The sequence below is a fragment of the Roseateles sp. P5_E8 genome (assembly GCF_054177665.1).
In genome coordinates this window covers 25,068-45,693 of the sequence record NZ_JBGCUM010000012.1, presented here as the reverse complement: position 1 = coordinate 45,693, position 20,626 = coordinate 25,068, and the positions used below count along the sequence as shown (strand labels likewise).

At 67.2% G+C, this 20,626-nt stretch carries 10 protein-coding genes; all 10 read right to left on the bottom strand.

Going from position 1 to position 20,626, the window contains the following annotated elements:
• Positions 1–18 precede the first annotated feature (18 nt).
• The 10 genes from ACXRVZ_RS09650 to ACXRVZ_RS09605 all read right to left on the bottom strand — a co-directional run bounded on the left by ACXRVZ_RS09650 (position 19) and on the right by ACXRVZ_RS09605 (position 20,590).
• Positions 19–2,199 (bottom strand): dockerin, encoded by a 2,181-nt coding sequence (locus ACXRVZ_RS09650; protein ID WP_458232347.1) that lies wholly within the window; start codon positions 2,197–2,199, stop codon positions 19–21.
• A 288-nt stretch (positions 2,200–2,487) separates the two neighbouring features.
• Complete coding sequence (locus ACXRVZ_RS09645; protein ID WP_458232346.1) at positions 2,488–4,395, bottom strand: glycoside hydrolase family 97 protein; 1,908 nt, start codon at positions 4,393–4,395, stop codon at positions 2,488–2,490.
• Positions 4,396–4,430: 35 nt separating this feature from the next.
• Entirely contained in the window at positions 4,431–7,163 is a 2,733-nt protein-coding gene (locus tag ACXRVZ_RS09640; RefSeq protein ID WP_457421193.1) for a TIM-barrel domain-containing protein, read from the bottom strand.
• Positions 7,164–7,228: 65 nt separating this feature from the next.
• On the bottom strand, positions 7,229–8,818 hold the full coding sequence (locus tag ACXRVZ_RS09635) for a rhamnogalacturonidase (RefSeq protein ID WP_458232345.1): 1,590 nt from the start codon (positions 8,816–8,818) through the stop codon (positions 7,229–7,231).
• Positions 8,815–10,452 (bottom strand): alpha-L-fucosidase, encoded by a 1,638-nt coding sequence (locus ACXRVZ_RS09630; protein ID WP_457421197.1) that lies wholly within the window; start codon positions 10,450–10,452, stop codon positions 8,815–8,817. The genes ACXRVZ_RS09635 and ACXRVZ_RS09630 overlap by 4 nt, the downstream gene beginning before the upstream one ends.
• Before the next feature lie 138 nt (positions 10,453–10,590).
• Complete coding sequence (locus ACXRVZ_RS09625) at positions 10,591–11,967, bottom strand: glycoside hydrolase family 43 protein (protein ID WP_457421199.1); 1,377 nt, start codon at positions 11,965–11,967, stop codon at positions 10,591–10,593.
• 73 nt (positions 11,968–12,040) lie between these two features.
• Complete coding sequence (locus tag ACXRVZ_RS09620; protein ID WP_458232344.1) at positions 12,041–13,678, bottom strand: alpha-L-fucosidase; 1,638 nt, start codon at positions 13,676–13,678, stop codon at positions 12,041–12,043.
• A 5-nt stretch (positions 13,679–13,683) separates the two neighbouring features.
• A complete protein-coding gene (locus ACXRVZ_RS09615; protein ID WP_457421203.1) occupies positions 13,684–15,876 on the bottom strand; it encodes a WD40/YVTN/BNR-like repeat-containing protein in 2,193 nt (730 codons plus the stop codon).
• Positions 15,877–15,974: 98 nt separating this feature from the next.
• Positions 15,975–17,633: a cellulase family glycosylhydrolase gene (locus ACXRVZ_RS09610; RefSeq protein WP_457421205.1), complete on the bottom strand. Its 1,659-nt coding sequence runs from the start codon at positions 17,631–17,633 to the stop codon at positions 15,975–15,977.
• Between the two features lie 161 nt (positions 17,634–17,794).
• On the bottom strand, positions 17,795–20,590 hold the full coding sequence (locus tag ACXRVZ_RS09605; protein WP_458232343.1) for a dockerin: 2,796 nt from the start codon (positions 20,588–20,590) through the stop codon (positions 17,795–17,797).
• Positions 20,591–20,626 lie beyond the last annotated feature (36 nt).

Sequence of the window (20,626 nt, the reverse complement as noted above, 5' to 3'; positions counted from 1 at the left end):
AAGTGAAGGTAGCGGGGTTCAGTTGCTGTACAGCAGGCCTCGGCCGGTGCCGCTGACGTAGATACGGCCATCGACGTTCTGGTCGGCCGCCATCACGCCGATGCCGCCGAACTGGTGTGCGTCGTCGTTGAAGCGGGTCCAGGTGGCGCCAGCGTCGTCGGAGCGGTAGACGCCCCACACGCCGCCCACCACGCCCACCACATAGACCGCCGCCGAGTACGCGGCGCCGGGCTTGGCCTTGCCGAGCGCCACCGCCGAGGCGCCCTGCACATCGGCCCAGGCATTGCCGATGAAGATCGACGCGAAGTTGCTGAGCTTGGTCCAGGTCGCGCCCGAATCGGTCGAGTGGTACACGGCGTTGCCATCGGCCAGCCAGAGCTCGCCCTCGGCGTTGGGGTTGACCGCCAGCGAGGTGTTGCCGAAGTAGTTGGGGGCCAGCCCCGCAGCTACCGAGCCGGGGCTCAGCGTGAACGTGTGGCCGCCATCCGTCGACACGTAGACCTTGCCCGGCGTGCCCCACCAATGGCCACCGGAGTCGTAGGCATAGACCTTGTTCGGATTCTTGCGATCCGCGGCCAGGCGATAGGCGCGGGGAAAGACGCTGTTGATCGCCGGCAGATTGGTCGCGACCCAGGTGACGCCGTTGTCCGTGGTGTACGACGGCACCGAGTTGCCGGGCGCCCAGACCGCCTTGTTGCGCGCCGTGACGGCGATGCTGGCTTCACCACCCTTGTTGTCCGCGACACCCGTCGGGTAGGCGGCGAACTTCGCCCAGCTCTTGCCCCCGTCGCCGGACCACACGCCGAAGCCGGTACTGGTGCCGAGGACGACGCCGATGCTGGCGATGTATTGCGGGTCGGACCAGGCCATGTCGGCGGCAAAGCCGTTGCTCCAGCTGGTGCCCGGCGTCAGCGTCGGCTTGGTCGCGAGGTTGGTGTGCACCCAGGGGCCGACGTCGCCCGAACTGTTGATCAATGTATACGTGGCACCGGCCGGCGGCGTGGCCAGGCCCAGCACCGCGGTTTCCTCCAGGCCATCGACGGCCTCGGTCCAACTCGGCGTGGCCGAAGAAGCGTTGCGGGTTTCCCAGACGCCGCCGCCATGGACATGGAACACCCGGTCGGCGTTGAACGGGTCAATCTCGACATCGTCGGGCCAGCCCCAGAAGGAGCCGTCGGCCGGCGTACGCGGCATGGTGGCCGCGATCTCGCGCCAGGTCTTGCCGGCGTCGCTCGACCACTGAATGGCCTGCTGACCGCTGTAGTTGCCCCAGGTGTTGGTCACGCCCAAGGCGATGCGCGTGCTCGAGCCGGTGCCGGAGACGGACAGGCCGCCGAGGCCGAGACCCGTTCCTGTCCCGCCGCTGTTCGGGTCCTTCAGCAGGGTCCAGTTGCTGCCGTCGAACTTGTAGAGCCGCGCGGGGCCACCCGCGCCTGGCCCGGGGTCCTTGGTGAACGCGACGTAGAACATGCCGTCCGCGGCGCGCGCCATGTGCGGGATGTGATAGCCGGAGACCGGGGTCGGCACCGCAGTCCACGATGCGCCGCCGTCCGTCGACCTGTACAGGTTCGAGCCGAGGCCTGCCAGGCTGACGTAGTCCGGCGCGATGGGCGCGTAGATCGTCTGCGTGGCCGAGCCGCTGCCCTTGGTGCCGGTGTCGTAGACGACCGTCTCGACGCCCATGGCCGTACCGCCGTTGGCGTTGAGCTGGTCCTGGGTCATCTTGAGGGTCGACAGCGACGTGACCTGGGCCCAGCTGAGGCCCGAGTCGGTGCTCTTCCACAGGCCGGCCGTGCGCGAGCCGTAGAACAGCGTCGACGGCTTGTTGGGGTCGACCATCAGGCGTTCGCCGATGGCCCGCCCGGGGTTGTTGCCGCCCAGGGAGAAGGGCAGGGCGACGTAGGTCCAGTGGTCGCCACGGTCGCTGGAGATGTACAGGCGGCCGTTGCCATCGGCCACGTACATGCCGGTGGCCATGTAGACGAGTTGGTCGTTGTTCGGATCGACGGCCATGCTTTCGACGCCGTGGTGACGGGCCTCGACCGCACCGAAACCCAGGCCGTCGGTGATGGGCGTCCAGGACGACGTGGCCTGGTTCCATCGGTAGGCGCCACCGATGTCGGTGCGCGCATACAGCAGGTTGGCGGTGGCCGGGTGGAAGACCAGGCCCGTGACGTAGCCGCCGCCGCCCCACTTCACGCTCGTCCACGTCCCGGCAGGAGACGTCGTCCCGCCACTGCCGCTCGCAGGTGGCGGGGGAGCAGGTGGAGGGGGCGGCGGAGGCGGTGGGGGCGGAGGCGGAGGCGGCGAGGGCGTCCCGCCGCCGGACGATGGAGGCGGGGGTGGCGTGCCGCCACCCGTGCCGCCACCTCCGCAACCTGCCGTGACGCTAGCGGCAAGAATGGAAAGGACAAAGGATCGTTTACTGCACGTGCTCATGACGGAAAACAGGATCGAATCGTTGATGTGATCGCGCTGCGGCGTTGATCACGGGGCAGGCAATGGCTCCAGCACAACGGCGGCGCCGCCAGCCGCGGCCAGGGACAGGCTGAGCACGTCCTTGCGGGTGACCTTGCGCTGCGTGCGGCGCACTTCGCGCACGACCTCGCCGTCCTGCCAGATCGTGGCGCGCCAGTTGCCGGCCGGCAGGAAGCCCAGCGACACCTTTTGCGTGCGGGCCTCGTCGCCTGTCATTGCGCCGATGTACCAGGTCTTGCCATGGCGGCGCGCCAGCACGATGTCCTGGCCCGGCTCGCCGGCGATGAAGCGGGTTTCGTCCCAGGCGGTGGGCACGCGCTTGATGAAGTCGAAGCCGGGCTCGCCGCGGTAGGCGGTCGGGTCGTCGGACACCATCTGCAGCGGGCTGTCGTAGACGACATACATCGCCAGCGCCYGGCCGCGCGTGTTCTGCACCAGCGGCATTTCTGCGCGCACCTCGAAGGTGGCCGGTGTCGCGTTGCGGAAGCCTCCGGGCGTGTAGTCCATCGGGCCGACCAGCATGCGCGTGTACGGCAAGGTCACGTTGTGGCTGGGGGTGGTGCGCGTGGTCATCTTGCTCCACTCGGCACCGAGCACGCCTTCCTGCGTGATGTAGTTGGGAAAGGTGCGCTGCAGGCCGGCAGGCACGTAGGCGCCGTGCAGGTCCAGCAGCAGCTTGCGCTTGGCGGTGGCGGCGGCGATGCGCTCGTAGAAGTCCACCACCTGCTGGTCGTCACGGTTCATGAAGTCGACCTTGACGCCCTTGATGCCCCAGCGGACGTAGGTGTCCAGCACTTCGTCCATGCGCGCGTCCACATGCGCCCAGTGCGCCCACAGCAGCAAGCCCACGCCCTTGGCCTCGGCGTAGCGCGCGAGTTCGGCCATGTCGATGCCCTTCGCCGGGCGGGTGATGTCGGTCTCCGGGCTGGCGTCGCAGCAGCCGCTCGGGCCCGAGGCCCAATTCGCGTCGATCAAGTAGTAGGGGAAGCCGGACTCGGCGGCGAAGTCGATGAAGCGCTTGTAGGCGCCCATGTCGGGCTTCATGCCGACCAGCGGGCCGGACCACCAGTCCCATGCCGCCTTGCCGGGCTTGACCCAGCTGAAATCACCTTCGGGCGGCGGGTTGAGGTTGCCGACGAGGTGCGACTCGATCAGCTTGCCGGCCTGGTCGGCCAGCATGACGGCACGCCAGGCAGTCGTCAGCCCGCCCGGCGAGACGAAGGCCGCGCCCGGCCGCCCCGGCACGGCCGACAGATGCAGGCGCAGCGCGTCGCCTTCGCGCCGCAGCGAGGCGCCGGCATAGCCCTTCAGATTGGCCTGCGTGATGGCGTAGTGCGTGCGGCCCGACGGCGTGGCGCAGACCACCGGCACGTCGTAGGCGGCACCCGGTTTCATCTGCGAGATGCGCAGCCGTTCGAACGGCTGCTCGTGCGAACCGTCGGTGGGCGTGACGAGGCACGACGGGTCGCCGTCCGGCACGAAGGCCGTGCGTTCGCCGCGCAGCTTCACGGGGCCGCTGTCCTCGAGCCGGTAGCGGAAGGCAACGCCGTCGTCGTAGGCGCGGGCATCAATGAAGAGGCGGCGGCCGGCGCCCGCCTCGCGGAAGGTGAGCGTCGCGCCGCGGTAGTGGTCGCGCGCCGTGGCCGCCTTCGTGGCGACGAGGGGAATGACGCGGTCTTCGGCGACGTCCTGGCGTGACTCCAGCGTCAACGCGCCGAGGGGCTGGCCTTCCAGCTCCAGCCCCAGCGGTGAGGGGGCGATGACGGCTTCGCCATTGCGGTTGACGCTGAACTGGCCGCCGTTGACGGCGATGCGCAGCGCGACGCGGCCATCGGGCGAAGTGATGACGGCGTCGGCTGCCTGGGCGCCCGATGCGGCCAGGGCCAGCGTGGCGATGGCGAGGTGGGTGGTCTTCATGGAGATGTGTGGGCTGTGTTGGTCTTGGCGAGCGTTCAGCTCAGGCGTATTTCCACGGCGCGGCCGGTGTAGACCACCTCGCGCAGCGGTGTGGATTGCAGCGTCGGCCCGCCGTTGCCGATGCGGTGGATGCGCAGGCGCTTGGTCGTACGCATGCCCGCGAAGCGGCCGCTGCGCGACGCCAGGCGCAGCACGCCGCGGCGGTCGTCCCAGGTCATGCGGATCACGCTGAACCCGCCCTTCTCGTAGGCATAGTCCAGGCCGCCGTCCTCGTAGAGGTCGAAGGCACCATCGGCGCCGGGCACGACGTAGAGGTCGAGCACCTCACCGGTGGCCTCGGCGGTGGACTGCAGCACCGGCCCGAGCGGCAGGATGCTGCCCGCGCGCAGGTGCAGGGGCACGCGCTCCAGCGGCGACGCCACGTCATGCGTGCGGCCACCAGCGCGCCGTTCCCCGGTCCAGAAATCGACCCAGCCACCGGCAGCCTGCGGCAGGTAGACCGGCCAGCTCGACACCTCGGGCGCCAGCACCGGCGCCACATGCAGCGCGCGGCCGAACATGTAGCTGTGCGCCTGGTCCAGGGCCTGCTGGTCCTGCGGGAAGTCGAACACCAGCGGCCGCATGATCGGCGCGCCTTTCGCATGCACCTCGTGGGCCAGGCTGTAGAGGTAGGGCAGCAGCTGATAGCGCAGCTCCAGATACTGGCGAGCCACCGTCTCCACCGTGTCGCCATAGCGCCAGAACTCGGTGTTGGTCATGTAGCCATGCACGCGCTGCAGCGGCAGGAAGGTCGCGTACTGGAACCAGCGGATCAGGCGCTCGTGGTAGGCCTTGTCGGTGTACTGGCCGTCGCCCGGGCGGAAGAAGCCGCCAGCGTCGACCGTCCAGTAGGCATAGCCGGCGGCGGCCATGTTGAGGCCCGCGGGGATCTGCCGCTTGAGCGTGTCCCAGTCGTTGCCGATGTCGCCCGACCAGGTGGCCGCCGCATGACGGTGCTGCCCGGGGAAGGCCGAGCGCGTGAGGATCATCACCCGCTGATTGGGCGCCGCCTCGCGCTGGCCCTCGTAGACGGTGCGCGTGACGTGCCACGGGTAGGCCAGGCGCACGCGCTCACCTCGGCCGGCCGCCGTATGCCGGCCCACCAGGTCGTCGTTCTCGGGTTCCGTCGCGTCCTGCCACCAGGCGTCGATGCCGAGCTTGAGCAGGCGTTCGCGCTGGTTGTTCCAGTAGAAGGCGGCGGCCTTCGGGTCGAAGAAGTCGACCCAGTCGGTTTGGTCGATGTAGTGGCCGGCGGCTGCGGTGCTGCGGCCGAGCTCGGTGTCGCGCCCGATCTTGGCCCACACCGACAGCATGAGCCGCCCGTTCATGCCGTGCACCTCGCGCATCAACGCAGCGGGATCGGGGTAGTGGGCCTCGTCGAAGCGCATCGCGTTCCAGCCGTGGCGACCCCAGTACTGCCAGTCCTGCACCATCACGTCGACGGGGAGCTTGCGGCGGCGGAACTCGCGCAGCGTGTCGACGATCTCCTGCGACGAATGGAAGCGTTCGCGGGTGTGGATGTAGCCATAGGCCCAGCGCGGCATCATCGGCGTGGCGCCGGATATCTCGCGGTAGCCCTCGAACACCTCGTCCGCGCTGGGGCCGGCGATGACGACGTAGTCGATGGCATCGGCCACCGGTGAGCGCCACGCCGTGGTTGCGCCCACGGCGCCAAAGCGCAGAGAGGGAGAGTCATCCTTGTCGGCGTGGATGCGCACCTGATGTTCGCCTGCCGGCAGATCGACGACGAAGCCAACCGTCGGCGGCAGCCAGTGGTTCGCGATCTCGACGCAGGACTTGCCGTCGATCTCGACCGAGTGGCGCGAACCCATGGCGCGGCCCACGTCGAGGAGGAAGGCGAAACGGCCCGCCGTTGCCGTTCGGAACGTGCCTTCAAAGCGCGTCAGGTTTCGCACGACCTGCGCATTGCCCGTGGTCGTCGTCACGTCCACGACTTCGGCCTTGTTCTCGGCCTTGTTCTCAGCTTTCGCACGACTCAGTGCCACCAACTGCTCGGGCGTGTTCAGCTCGGCCATGCCGTTGTTGTGCCAGAGCAAGCCGTAGCCACGGCTGGACAGCATGAACGGCAGGCTGATCTGCGTGTTCACCTGCGTCAGGCGGCGCGGGTGGCCGCGCAGGTCCATGGCCCCGTCCTGAAAGCAGCCGGTGCCGTAGAGCCGCTCTCCGGCGGGTGACTCGAAAATCTGCTCGGCGATGAACACGGCCTCGTCACCCAGCCGCGACGGTGTCAGCCGCCGGGTGCCGGGCGCTTCAGCGAGCAGCAAGGCGCCGTTGCGGTCGAAGAAGCGCAGTGCCCCGGTACCGTTGTCCACCTCGCAGCGGATGGCCGGCAGTTCCAGGCGGGTCGCGTCCGCGCCCGGCGTCTGCTTCATGAGGGGCTTGGCACGGCCGGGCAGCAGCGTGAGGCTGGGTGGCGGCGCCTGCATCGTGGCCTGCGGAGGAAGGAAGCGCACGCGCAGCGCGCGGTCGCAGAGCGCGCTGATCCGCAGCGTGCCCTGGGGCGTCGTCAGCACCCATTCCGGGGCTAGCGATGGCTGCGCGCGGCGGGCCGCGGCGCCCTCAGGCGCCAGGTTGCCGGCGGCGGCGTTCGCCACGCTGGAGGAGGCCATCGCGGCCGTTGCTGCCGCAGCGCCCAGTGGGGTGGCGGCAGCGGCGAGGGCGGCCCGCAACGCCTCGCGCCGGGAGAGAGTGTGCTTGATGTACTTCATGTCATCGCTATGGTTTTGATGGGCAAGACGGTGGGGTAGGGCGCGTTGGTCATGGCCTTGCGTGTCTACAAGGTCAGCGCATCCACGCGCCCCGGGACCTCGCGGTCCGGCATGCCGCGCACGTCCCTTGCCGAGAATTCGCTGACCCCGCGCAGCGCGAACAGCGCCGCCCCGCCGTGCCCGCGCCGCAGATTGACGGCATGGAAGCTGGCATCGCTGACATCGTCCAGCACGACCGCGGTTCGGCCCTCCGGCTTGACGTAGCCAACCTTGACGTGATGAACCTCGATGGCCTTCACGTGGCGCATGTAAAACGCATACGCCGGCGCCTTGCCGAACATGCCGGGCTCGGGATATCCGTTTGCGTTTTCGGGCGGAACCACCTTGCTCCAGGCCGCGTCGCCGCCGCCTTGCGTTTCTATCTGCACATTGCTGATACGAATATCTTCGATCAAGTGCCCTTCCAGCCCGGCGATGGTGCTGGCGTGATTGACGTGCGCACCCGAGACAACAACATTGCTGATATTGATGCGCTTGATGGTGCCCACCGGCGGCTGATTCGGTCCGCGCAGGCGCGCGCCCAGGCGGATGAAGATCGGATCGTTCACCACGTTGCGCATGGTGATGTTGGAAATCGTCACATCCTCGATGTGTGACCCGTCCACGCTCTCGATTGCCAGGCCGCGGCACTCGTCGAAAATGCAGTTCGTGATGGCGATGTTCTTGAAGTCGCCGTTCGATTCGGTGCCCATCTTGATGCGGCCATATCGCCCCGACCGGTAGTCCGGCGCACTGCGCTTGAAGGTGCCATCAATGACGCTGCCCTCGTCGAAATTTCCCGATACGAGGCAATCGGAGATCGTGATGTTTTCGCAGTGCTGGATGCGCCCCAGGCCGTAGCTGGCCTTGAGGCAAATCGCATCGTCCCAGGGCGTATTCAGGCTGCAATTCGTGATGCGCACGTTGTTGCACCCGTCGATATCCATGCCGTCACGGTTGGTGTCGATGGTCAAGTGGTCGATCAGCATATTTCCGCAGCCAGTCGCCAAGATGCCGAAATGGCCTCCATGCAGGATTGAGAAATCGCGCAGGGTCACGTTGCGGCATTCGCGCAGCGCAATCGCCTTGTCGGCTTCGCCGGGCTGGTCCGGTTTGTCGGTGTAGTAGCCGGTGTACTTGTCGTGGCCGCTGATCAAGCCTTTGCCGTGAATCAAACCGCCGCCCACGATGGCCACGTTGTCGAGGCCAATGCCCCAGATCAGGCTGTTTTGCCAGTGGCTGTGACCATAGTCCTGATAGTTGCCACCGGCCTCGTTCGGCTCGGGCAGGTCGTAGCGCGCCACGGTCGCGTCAACGGCTTCAATCACCGCGCCCGCTTCCAGGTAGAGCGTGATATTGCTCTTGAGCCTGATTGATGCGGACAAGTAGCGTCCCGGCGGGAAATAGACAGTTCCCCCGCCCGCTGTCGCCGCGGCAGCAATGGCCGCGTTGATCGCCGGCGAGTCGAGCATGCGTCCATCGCCCTTGGCGCCGAAACGCCTGACGTCGAACAGCGAATTCGTGGGTATGGGCGGCGCCGCCAGCGAGCAAGCCGGCACCGCAGCAATGAGCGCAACGGCCCGTGCCAGGAAATGTCTGCGGATAGGTAGCGTCATGCGAGCCCACCGCCTGAAACTTTCAACGCCACGGCCGGCGAACCAGCCAGGCCTTCGGGCAGCCGCACCTCCAGCCCTTGCGGCGCGCGCTTGAACGGCAGGCTGTCGGTGGAGCCCACCGCTTCGACGCGTTCGATCACACCCGGAGCCAGCGCGGAATCCTGCGCCAGCGCGGCGATGCGCATGACGCCGTCCGTCGGCCAAGCCAGCCCGATGGCGTAGAGCGCGCCGGCCTTGGCCGTGAAGCGGATGTCCTGGGTGGTGAAGTTCTTGAGTTGGCCTTCGCTGAACATGCCACCGCCGATCTTCGTCGGCCCTTCGCCGAAGGTGCGCCACGGTCGTGTGCCGTGGATGGCTTCGCCGTTGCGGCCCATCCAGGCGGCGATGTCTTCCAGGATTTTGCGTTCGTCGGCGTCGATGGTGCCGTCGCCGCGCAGTGGGATGGACAGCAGCAGGTTGCCGTTCTTGGAGACGATGTCCGCCAGGCGGTGGATGACGCTGGCGGCCGACTTGTAGCCGTGGTTGTCGAAGATGCCGCGGTTGTAGTGCCAGTCGCCGATGCAGGTGCAGGTCTGCCAGGGCAGCGGCTCGATGCCGGCGCGCTGGCCCCGCTCGAGATCCTCCACCACGCCGCCACGCATTTCGGGTGAAAGCTCCTTGGCGTTGATGACGGCCTCCACCTTGCCGTGCCAGGCCATGCTGGCGTTGTAGTAGTGCGCCGCGATGTCCAGGCCGGCCTGGCCGAGCGGCAGGTGAGCGTTGTCGAAATAGACGAGGTCGGGCTTGTAGCTGTCGATCAAGTCCCGGCAGCGCAGGAACCACTGGCGAATGAACGCCGGGTTGTTCGGTGGCTCCACGTCTTTCCAGGTGTAGTAACTCCGCTTATGCCATTCGGTGACGGCGGCCACGGTGCTGATGCCGTCGGGCATCACTCTGTTGGGGCCTGTGTAGAGGTCCTGCGGGTCCAGGCCTTCCCACCACTTGCCCTTGCCGTCGGCCTTGGTCAGGTTGAAGGCGTCGTAGCGCTGGCCGGCCAGCGGGCCTTCGGGGTCGTAGCCATAGGCAGGCGCCAACCAGTGCCAGGCACGCGACGAGTGGTTGCTGACGCCGAAGCGCAGCCCCTTGGCGCGGGCCAGCTTGGCCCAGGTGCCGACGATGTCCTTCCTGGGACCGACGCGCACCGAGTTCCAGGGGTGGAACTTGGAGTCGTAGGCGTCGAAGTTGTCGTGGTGGTTGGCGAGCGAGACGAAGTACTTCGCACCCGCCTTCACGTACAGGTCCATCAGCGCTTCGGGGTTCCAGTTCTCCCCCTTCCAGCGGTTCTGCATCTCCATGAAGCCGACCTTCGTCGGGTGGCCGTAGGTCTTGACGTGGTGGTCGTACTGCGAGTTGCCCTGCATGTACATGTTGCGGGCATACCAGTCGCCCCTCTCGGGCACGCATTGCGCGCTCCAGTGCGCCCAGATGCCGAACTTGGCATCGCGGAACCAGTCGGGCGTGCGGTAGCCGTCGACGAGGGAGTCCCAGGTCGGCTTGAAGGGAGTGGGCGCTGCGTGGGCGGCGGGCAGGCCGGCGGCGCCTATCATGGCGGCGGTGGCTTGCAGCAGCGAGCGGCGGGAAAGCGTAGGCGTCATGTTCTGCTTCTAGTGAATTGGCGTCCGCTCATGCGAGCCCAGCGCCGCGGACCTTCAGTGCGACGGCGGGCGTGCCGGTCAGGCCTTCCGGCAGCCGCACTTCGAGCCCTTGCGTCGTGCGCTTGAGGGTTGCTGGCTTCACTTGCGGTCGAAGCGCCAGTAGTCGAACTCAAACATCGTCGGCTCGCCTTGCCCCCTGAAGATGAGGTAGAGGTCGTGCACGCCCGTGGCGCCCGAGACTGGCACGCTTTGCTGTTGCCACTGATCCCGGCCGCCGGTCCGGGCCACCGTCAGCGTGCCGAGATGCGGCCCATCGACGCTGTCGAGCCGCAACTCGATCTTGCCGCCATCCATCTCACTGGCCAGGTTGGCGACGAAGCGGGCCGCGCCCTTGCTGCCAAAGTCGACGCTGTTGACCTTGATGTAGTTGTGATCGGTGATGCGCGTGACGACCATGCCGACCTTGTCATTGCGCGCGGTCTTGATGCCCGGCGCCCAGTCCATCGGGCGATCCCGATCCCGCTTCAGGCGCGACGTCCAGGCCATGGTCTCGGCCTCCACGCGTTCATAGGGCGACAAGGGTTTGAGCGGAGCGACGCCGACGTTGTCCCACCAGGGGAGCATGTTGATGGTGCCGTCCGCGTTGTAGTCGAAGCGGGTCACCGTGACGGAGCGACGTTCGCGATGGATAGGCGTGTCGGCAAAGTTCAGCCGGTAGTTGAACCCGAACACGTAGGACCCGCCCATGTAGTCGACGATGCCCGGGTGGTTGCCGGTCGAGTTGGCGTTGTGGTCCATGATGTCGCCCTTGTAGACCCAGGGGCCGGTGGGCTTGTCGCTCATGGCGTAGCCGATGCCTTCGGGGCAGCAACTCGACGCGTAGGCCATGTAGTACTTGCCCTGGCGCTTGTAGGCCCAGGGGCCTTCCTGGTAGTTGCGCGGCTTGCCCTCGGCCTGCTGGATCTCGCCGCTGTAGGAGATCATGTCCGGGTTCAGCTTCACGTAGTACAGGTTCGGATTGCCCCAGTACATGTACGCCTGCCCGTCGTCATCGACAAAGACCGTGGGGTCGAAGTAGCCGATGCCCTTGTCGATCAGCGGCTTGCCCAGGGCATCCTTGAACGGCCCCTCGGGTCTGTCGGCCACGGCGACGGCAATCACGCTTTTGGGCCAGCCCGGTACGCTCACCGACGCATAAAGGTAGAACTTGCCGTTGCGCTCGACCACTTGTGAAGCCCAGGCATCGTTGTCCTGCACCGCCCAAGGAAAGGTCGCCAGCGACGCCACGACGCCCTTGTCGGTCCAGTTCGACATGTCGGTCGATGTGTAGAGACGCCAGTTGCGCATCTTGAAGTCACGGGCTTCGTCCTCGTCCTGCCCGGTGTAGAGGTAGACAACGCCCTTGTGCACCAACGGTGCCGGATCGGCAGTGAAGCTGGTCTGTACGACAGGGTTCTCGGCCTGGCTCTGCTGCGGCCAGACGCAGGCCAGTCCAAGTGCCAGGAGCGGAAGCACGCGCGCAATCATGGGAAACCTCGATTCGGAAAGAGCGCCACGACCGCGCCGGGCAGGGCACCACGACGGGTGTTCATGAGAGCCCGCCTCCCCGAATCTTCAAAGCCACGGCCGGTGTGCCGGCCAGGCCCTCGGGCAGCCGCACCTCCAGCCCTTGCGGCGTGCGCTTGAAGGGCAGGCTGTCGGTCGAGCCCACGGCTTCGACGCGTTCGATGACGCCCGGCGCCAGGCCCGAGTCCTGCGCCAGCGCGGCGATGCGCATGACGCCGTTCGTCGGCCAGGCCAGCCCGATGGCGTAGAGCGCGCCGGCCTTGGTGGTGAAGCGGATGTCCTGGGCCGTGAAGGTCTTGATCTGCCCTTCGCTGAACATGCCGCCGCCGACCTGCGTCGGCCCTTCGCCGAAGCTGCGCCACGGCCGCGTGCCGTGGATGGCTTCGCCGTTGCGCCCCATCCACTCTCCCAGCCCATCCAGGACCTTGCGCTCGTCGGCGTCGATGCTGCCGTCGCCGCGCAGCGGGATGGACAGCAGCAGGTTGCCGTTCTTGGAGACGATGTCCACCAGGCGGTGGATGACGCTGGTGGCCGACTTGTAGCCGTGCCGGTCGAAGACGCCGCGGTTGTAGTGCCAGTCGCCGATGCAGGTGTCGGTCTGCCAGGGCAGCGGCTCGATGCCGGCACGCTGGCCCCGCTCGACGTCCTCGACGACGCCAGCGCGCCATTCGGGCGGGATCTCCTTGGCGTTGAGCACAGCCTCCAGCTTGCCGCCGTGCCAGGCCATGCTGGCGTTGTAGTAATGCGCCGCGATGTCCAGGCCGGTCTGGCCGAGCGGCAGGCGCGAGTTGTCGAAGTAGACGAGGTCGGGCCGGTAGCTGTCGATCAGGTCGCGGCAGCGCAGGAACCATTGGCGCGTGAACGCCGGGTTGTGCGGCGGCGCCTTCTCGTCCCACACGCGATCGTTGTGCTCATGCCATTCGTTGGCGGTGCGCATGGTGCTGATGCCGTCGGGCATCACCATGTTGCGGCCCGTGTAGAGGTCCTGCGGGTCCAGGCCTTCCCACCACTTGCCCTTGCCGTCGGCCTTGGTCAGATTGAAGGCGTCGTAGCGCTGGCCGGCCAGCGGCCCTTCGGGGTCGTAGCCRTAGGCGGGTGCCWGCCAGTGCCAGGCGTGCGCCGAGTGGTTGCTGACGCCGAAGCGCATGCCTCTGGCGCGGGCGGCCTTGGCCCAGGTGCCGACGATGTCCTTCTTGGGACCGACGCGCACCGAGTTCCAGGGGTGGAACTTGGAATCGTAGGCGTCGAAGTTGTCGTGGTGATTGGCGAGCGAGACGAAGTATTTCGCGCCGGCCTTCGCGTACAGGTCCATCAAGGCTTCGGGGTCCCAGTTCTCTGCCTTCCAGCGGTTCTGCATCTCCATGAAGCCGACCTTGGTCGGGTGGCCGTAAGTCTTGACGTGGTGGTCGTATTGCCAGTTGCCCTGCAAGTACATGTTGCGGGCATACCAGTCGCCCATCTCGGGCACGCATTGCGCGCTCCAGTGCGCCCAGATGCCGAACTTGGCATCGCGGAACCAGTCGGGCGTGCGGTAGCCGCCGACAAGGGAATCCCAGGTCGGCTTGAAGGGGGCGGGCGCGGCTTGGGCGGGCAGGCCGGCGGCCCCCATGACGGCAGCGGAGGATTGCAGCAGTGCGCGGCGGGAAAGCTTTTGATTCATGGTGCTCACGGTTTGAGTGAATTGGGGCGGTCGGCCGGCATGCCGTAGACGATGCCGCGACCGACAGTGCTCATGTAGACCAGACCTTCGACGTTCATGTCGCCCGTGACGAACTCGCCGTTGCCCGGGCCGCCGAACTGGTGGGCGTCGTCGTTGATGCGCAGCCAGCTGGCCCCGGCGTCGGTAGAGCGGTACACGCCCAGCGGTCTGCCCTTGGGCGAGCCCCAGATGAAGACTGTTGGGTAGGGCACGTTGGCCATAGCCTTGCCGAAGCCCACGGCACCGCAGTGGGCGATGTTGGAGAAGGTGGTGAACGTGCGGCCGGAGTCCGTTGAGCGGGCCAGACCGCCTTCCTTCAGGGCGATCCAGACATCGCCCTCGCGGCCCGGCGCCACTCGCACCAGCGACGAGCCCTTGGCAGCCAGCGTGGCGGAGGCGATAAAGCTGGCGCCGCCATCGGTGCTGACGCGCACGCTGCCGCGGTCGTAGGCGTAGAACTTGGCCGGGTTCACCGGGTCGCCCACCGGCCGCATCGGCGCGCCCTCCAGGCCACGCACGACGGTCCAGACGGGCTTGGCCTCGGTGAAGCTCGTGGAGCGGACCGTGCGGTTGCTGCCGTCTGCCTGGCGGAAGCTGTGCAGCAGCGCAGCGCCATCGGCCGACAGCGCCAGCGTGCCGTAGCCGCCCTGCATGCCGGCCACCTCGGTCCAGGTGGTGCCGGTGTCGGCTGAGCGATACATCTTCTTGCCGCCCACGCGCACGACGACCGCTGTGTTGCTGCTCGCGACGGCGAGGCCCGTGGTCGAGCCCAGGCGGGGTTCGTGGATAGGCGCAAAGGCGTCCAGCTGATGGTGGCTAAAGCCGTCGTAGTCGGCGATCACCGACAGCAGCGGGCCGCCCGGCACGCTGACGGCCACGTTGGGCACGGTCTCCTCCAGCCCCTTGACGGTGAAGGTCCAGGTGGCCGGCGCGGCGTCTATGTCGGCGGTGCGGAACACGCCGTTGCCGGAGGTCACCCAGACGGCGCGGGTGTCGAAGGGGTCGAACTCGATGGAGCCCGTCCAGTGGATGGCGTAGGCCGAGATCCAGCTGACGCCACTGGTGTCCATGGCGAAGCCGCGCTCCACCACGTCGGTCCAGCTGCGGCCGCCATCGTTCGTCACGTAGAAGCGGTCGCCGGCGTTCTTGCCGCCCTGCGGCATCCAGGTGTTGATGGTCGAGATGACCAGGCGCTTCGGGTTGGCGGGATCGACCGACACGCCCGAGAACGCGCGCTTGTCGCCCTTGGGCGTGACGTTGGTCCAGCCGCCGCTGGCGACCTGGTACTTCCACACCTGGCCTGCCGTCAGCGGCTCGGGCGGGTTCAGCTTCTTCGAGTCGCCATGCGGGCCCGAGCCGTCGCCATAGGTGATGTAGAGATGGCCGTCCACGGCCAGCGTCGCGCGCTGCGGGATGAAGGCCGACGGCGCCTCGGCCACCGGCTTGAAGCTGGCGCCGGCGTCGTCGCTGCGGTAGAGGTTGGGGCCGATCGAGCCGAAGCGCGACACGCCCACGAAGATGCGCTGTGCCACGCCCCTGATCACGCTGGTCGGGTCAAGCAGCACGAAGCTGATGCCGGTCTCGTTGGGCGTGCTGGTCACCGGCAAGGCGTCCACGCGCTTGAAGCTGGTGCCGGCGTCAAGGCTCTTGAACAGGCCATTGGTGCGTGAGCCAACGTAGAGCACCTGGCTGTCGCCGGGGTCGACCTGCATCTTCTCGCCGTTGCTGCGGCCCAGGCCGTTGCCGTTGGCGCGGAACAGGTGGCTCACGTCGGTGACACGGCTGAAGGTGGCGCCGCGGTCGGTCGAGCGCAGCACCGCGGTCTTGCCACCGCTGAAGTAGGGCACGCCGGCCAGCAGGTAGACGACGTCGCTGTCCTTGGGGTCGAGTGCCAGGGCGTCCACGCTCAGCAGGCCCACGTCGGCCTCTGACACGCCGTCGAGCAGAGAGGTCCAGCGCGCCTGCTTGGCGTCCCAGCGGTAGGCGCCGCCAACATCGGTGCGGGCGTAGATCAACCCGCGTTCGGTCTTGCTCGGCACGATGGCCGCGACATAGCCGCCACCGCCGATAGCCAGGCTGTCCCAGCGGTAGGGCTCAGCCTGGCCCAGAGAGGCCAAAAGCGCCAGCGCCGTTGCCAGCAGCGGGCGCCAGAAAGTCATGGTGGGTATCAGTTTCATTTCGGTCGACGCGATCTCGCGCGAGCCTAAAAGCAGGAAAGGTCGGGTCGTGAAATCACGACCCGACCTGCGTCATCACATCACTTCGCGTTGTCGATGATGGCCTTGATCAGTTCAGGGAAGTACTGCGCACCGGTCGAGCGGTTGAACAGGCCGAACTGGTGGTTGGCGTCGTAGCCGTTGTCCCACCACACCGGCACGATGCCGTGCTGGAAGGCCGACTTGGTCACGTACTTGGTCCAGGCGGTGCGATAGGTGCCCGCCGGGTCGTACTCGGACTTCAGGATGGCGCCGTATTCACCCATCAGCACCGGCAGGCCGGCGTCGACGAAGCGGGTCTTCAACTTCTGGAACTGCGCGTCGACGTAGGCTTCATTGGCCCAGGTCTCGGTCACGGCCGGGTTGGTCGCGCTCGCACCCCACTGCCAGATGTTGCTGCCGCCGTCGAGGGCGAAGTGGTACGGGTCGTAGAAGTGCACTTCGAGGAACATCCGGTTCGTCGCCGAATCCGCGGGCTTGATGAAGCCGTTGTAGGTTGAGTCGATGTTCGTGTTGAAGCCCTGCACCACGAGATGGCGCTTGGCGTTGTTGCCACCCGTGGCCCGCACCGTGTCGACAAAGACCTGGTTGAAGCCGTTCTGGACGTTCTGGTACTCGGCCGTTGGCGGGCCGTAGTCGCCAGACACCATCACCTCGTTGGTGCCGGCGAACAGCAGGTAGTCGTCGTAGGTCTTGAAGTTGTTGGCGATCTGCGTCCACAGCTTGGCCAGGCGCGCGTTGGCACTTGCCTGGTAGGCGTAGGTCGGGATCAGCCAGCTGCCTTCATGGTGAGTGTTCATCACCACGTACAGGCCGGCGTTGCGGGCATAACCGACCACCTCGGTGACGCGCGCCATGAAGGTCGGGCTGATGTTGCCGTTGGCGTCGGCGTACTGGTTCCAGCTGACGGGCAGGCGGATGGTCTTGAAGCCGGCCGCCTTCACTGCGTTGAGCAGCTGCTGGTTGATGAGCGGGTTGCCCCAGTTGGTCTCGTTGGGCGAGGCGTCCAGCGAGTTGCCCACGTTCCAGGCGGGCGACATCAGCTGCGACAGCTGCACGCTCGTCAGGTCGCGCATGGAGCCGGGCACGGTGATGACGAACGCCTGGGTGGTCTTGGCGCCGCAGGCGTTGGTGTACGTCGCGGTGGCCGTGCAGCTGGCAGCGGGGGTGATCAACTGCTCGCGGGCCGAGCCTGACGTGCCACAGCCGCTCCAGCTCCACGAGCCGCCGTTGATCGGCTGCGGGCCGAGGATGGCGGAGTTGCCGCCAGTGACCGTGGCCGAAGACGTCTGCGTCCAAGAGCCGTTGTTGCTGATCCACGGCGACACAGCGGTCGGCGTGCAGGCAGTGCCGCGCGTGGCGGAGGCCGAACCGGAGTTGTAGCTGCCGCCGTTGGTCGTGAACTTGACCCAGTACCAGTAGGGCGTGCCGGTGTTGGCCGAGGTGTCGGCGTAGCTCGTGGCGCTCTTGCCCGGCACGGCGATGCGACTGCGGCCGTTGGGGTCGGCATCGGTGTCGCGGTAGACCTCCAGGCGTGAGACGTTGCCGCTGACGGTCCAGCTGAGCTGGTTGTTGTCGGCGGAGCCGTTGGCCGTGAGGCAGACAGTGGCGCCGCCGCCGCTGCCGCAGCTTTGGGCCTGCGCGAGGGTGCCTGCGCTCGCGCCGAAGGCGAGTAGCAGTGCGGGTATCAAGGTTCTCATGTTCTACCTTTCAAGGTGAAAGTGCTCGGCCGGTTGTCTCCTCCGGATACGAGCGTTGTAGGAGGCCGGCCCAGGGGATGGGCACGACCTCGGCGACGGTGATGAATGGGCCGGCAGGCGCGGCGTCCAGGATCTGGACGCCAGTCAGTCGAGCCCTAGCTTCAATTGCTGAACAGCATTCCTCGGCCGGTGCCACTGATGTAGATGCGGCCGTAGATGCCTTGATCGGCCGCCATGACGCCAATGCCGCCGAACTGGTTCGCGTCGTCGTTGAAGCGCGTCCAGGTGGCGCCGCCGTCGTCGGAGCGATGTACGCCCCACACGCCGTTGCTCACGCCCACGACGTAGACCGCAGCCGAGTACGGGGCGCCGGCCTTGGCCTTGCCCAGTGCCACCGCCGAGGCGCCCTGCACCTGCGCCCATGGGTTGCCGACGAAGATCGACGCGAAGTTGCTCAGCTTGGTCCAGGTCGTGCCCGAATCCGTCGAGTGGTACACGGCGTTGCCGTCAGCCAGCCAGAGGTCGCCCTCGGCGTTGGGGTTGACCGCCAGCGAGGTGTTGCCGAAGTAGTTCGGTGCCAGCCCCGCGTTCACCGAGCCCTGGCTCAGCGTGAAGGTGTGGCCGCCATCCGTCGACGTGTAGACCTTGCCCGGCGTGCCCCACCAGTTGCCACCGGCATCGTAGGCATAGACCTTGTTCGGGTTCTTGCGATCGGCGACCAGGTGGTAGGCGCGGGGGTAGATGCTGTTGATCGCCGGCAGATTGGTCGGCACCCAGGTGGCGCCGTTGTCCGTGGTGTACGACGGCACCGAGTAGCCGGGTGCCCAGACCGCCTTGTTGCGCGCGGTGATGGCGATGCTCGCTTCCCCACCCGTGTTTTCCGCCGCGCCCGGTGCGTAGGTGGCGAACTTCGCCCAGGTCTTGCCGCCGTCGCCGGACCACATGCCGTAGGCGGTGTTGTTGCCCAGCACGACGCCAATGGTGGCCATGTACTGCGGATCGGACCACGCCATGTCAGCGGCGAAGCTGTTGCTCCAGCTGGTGGCCGGCGTCAGCGTCGGCTTGGTCGTGAGGTTGGTGTGCACCCAGGCGCCGATGTCACCCGTGCTGTTGATCACGGTGTACGTGGCACCGGCCGGCGGCGTGGCCAGGCCCAGGACGGCCGTCTCCTCGATGCCGTCGACCAACTCGTTCCAGCTCGGCGTGGCCGAGGACGCGTTGCGGGTTTCCCAGACCCCGCCGCCGGTGACGTGCAGCACGCGCTCCCGGTTGAGCGGATCGATCTCGACATCGTCGGGCCAGCCCCAGAAACCGCCATCGGCCGGTGTATGCGGCATGGTGGCCGCAATCTCGCGCCAGTTGCGGCCGGCGTCGTCGGACAGCCGGATGATCTGCTGACCGCTGTAATTGCCCCAGGTGTTGGTCACACCCAGCGCAATGCGCGTGGTAGCACCCGTGCCGGAGACCGACAAGCCGCCGTAGCCCGCGGAGTCATTGCTGTTGAGCAAGGTCCAGTTGCTGCCGTCGAACTTGTAGAGGCGGGCAGGACCGCCGGCGCCCGGGCCGGTCTCCTTGGTGAAGGCCACATAGAACATGCCGTCAGCGGCGCGCACCATGTGCGGGATGTGATAGCCGGAGATCGGCACCGCGACCGGGGTCCACGAAGCACCGCCGTTGCTGGACTTGTACAGGTTCGAGGCCAGGCCGGCTGTCTGGACGTAGTCCGGCGCGATGGGCACGTAGATCGTCTGCGTGGCCGTGCCGCTGCCCTTGGTGGCGGTGTCGTAGACGACCGTCTCGACGCCCATTGCGCTGTTGATGCCCAAGGCATTGACCTGGTCCTGGGTCAGCTTGGYGCTCGACAGCGACGTCACCTGGGCCCAGGTGAGGCCGGAGTCGGCGCTCTTCCACAGGCCGGCCGTGCGCGAGCCGTAGAACAGCGTCGACGGCTTGTTGGGGTCCACCATCAGGCGCTCGCCGATGGCCCGGCCGGGGTTGTTGCCGCCCAGCGGGAAGGGCAGGGCGACATAGCTCCACTGGTCACCGCGGTTGCTGGAGATGTACAGGCGGCCGTTGCCCCCGAACGTGTACATGCCGGCGCCCATGTAGACGCGCTGGTCGTTGTTCGGATCGACGGCCATGCTTTCGACGCCGTGGAAACTGGCCTCGCCGCCACCGAAGCCAAGGCCGTCGGTGATGGGCAACCAGGACGACGTCAGTTGGTTCCAGCGGTAGGCGCCACCGATGTCGGTGCGCGCGTACAGCAGGTTGGGAGTCGTTGGGTGGAAGACGAGGCCGCTGACGTAGCCGCCGCCGCCGAACTTCGTGCTCGTCCAGGTACCCACCTTGACGGAGAACGTCTGCTGGGTCTTGGCGCCACAGCTGTTGGTGTAGGTGGCGGTGGCCGTGCAGGCTGCGGGCGGCTGAATGGTCTGCTCGCGCGCTGCGCCTGCGGTGCCGCAGCCGCTCCAGCTCCACATGCCGCCGGATGTCGGCTGCGGGCCGAGGATGGCCGAGGCACCGGTCTTGATGGTGGCCGATGCCGTTTGCGTCCACGCACCGTTGGCGTTGATGTAGGGCGTGATGGCCGTCGGCGTGCAGTTGGCGCCAAGCGTGGCGTTGGCCGAGCCGGAGTTGTAGCTGCCGGCGTTGGTCGTGAACTTGACCCAGTACCAGTAGCGCGTGCCGATGTTGCCCGAGGCGTCGTTGTAGTTCCTGGCGCTGCTGCCCGGCACGGCAATGCGGATGCGGCCGTTGGGGTCGGCGTCGGTGTCGCGGAAGATCTCCAACGACGTGACGGTGCCACTGACGGTCCAGCCCAGTTGGACGTTGCTGGCCGTGCCGGTGGCCGTCAGGCAGACGGTGGCGCCGCCGCCGCTGCCGCAGCTTTGCGCCTGCGCCAGGGTGCCTGCGCTCGCGCCGAAGGCGAGCAGCAGTGCGGGTATCAAGGTTCTCATGTTCTACCTTTCAAGGTTGAAAGTGCTCGACCGGTT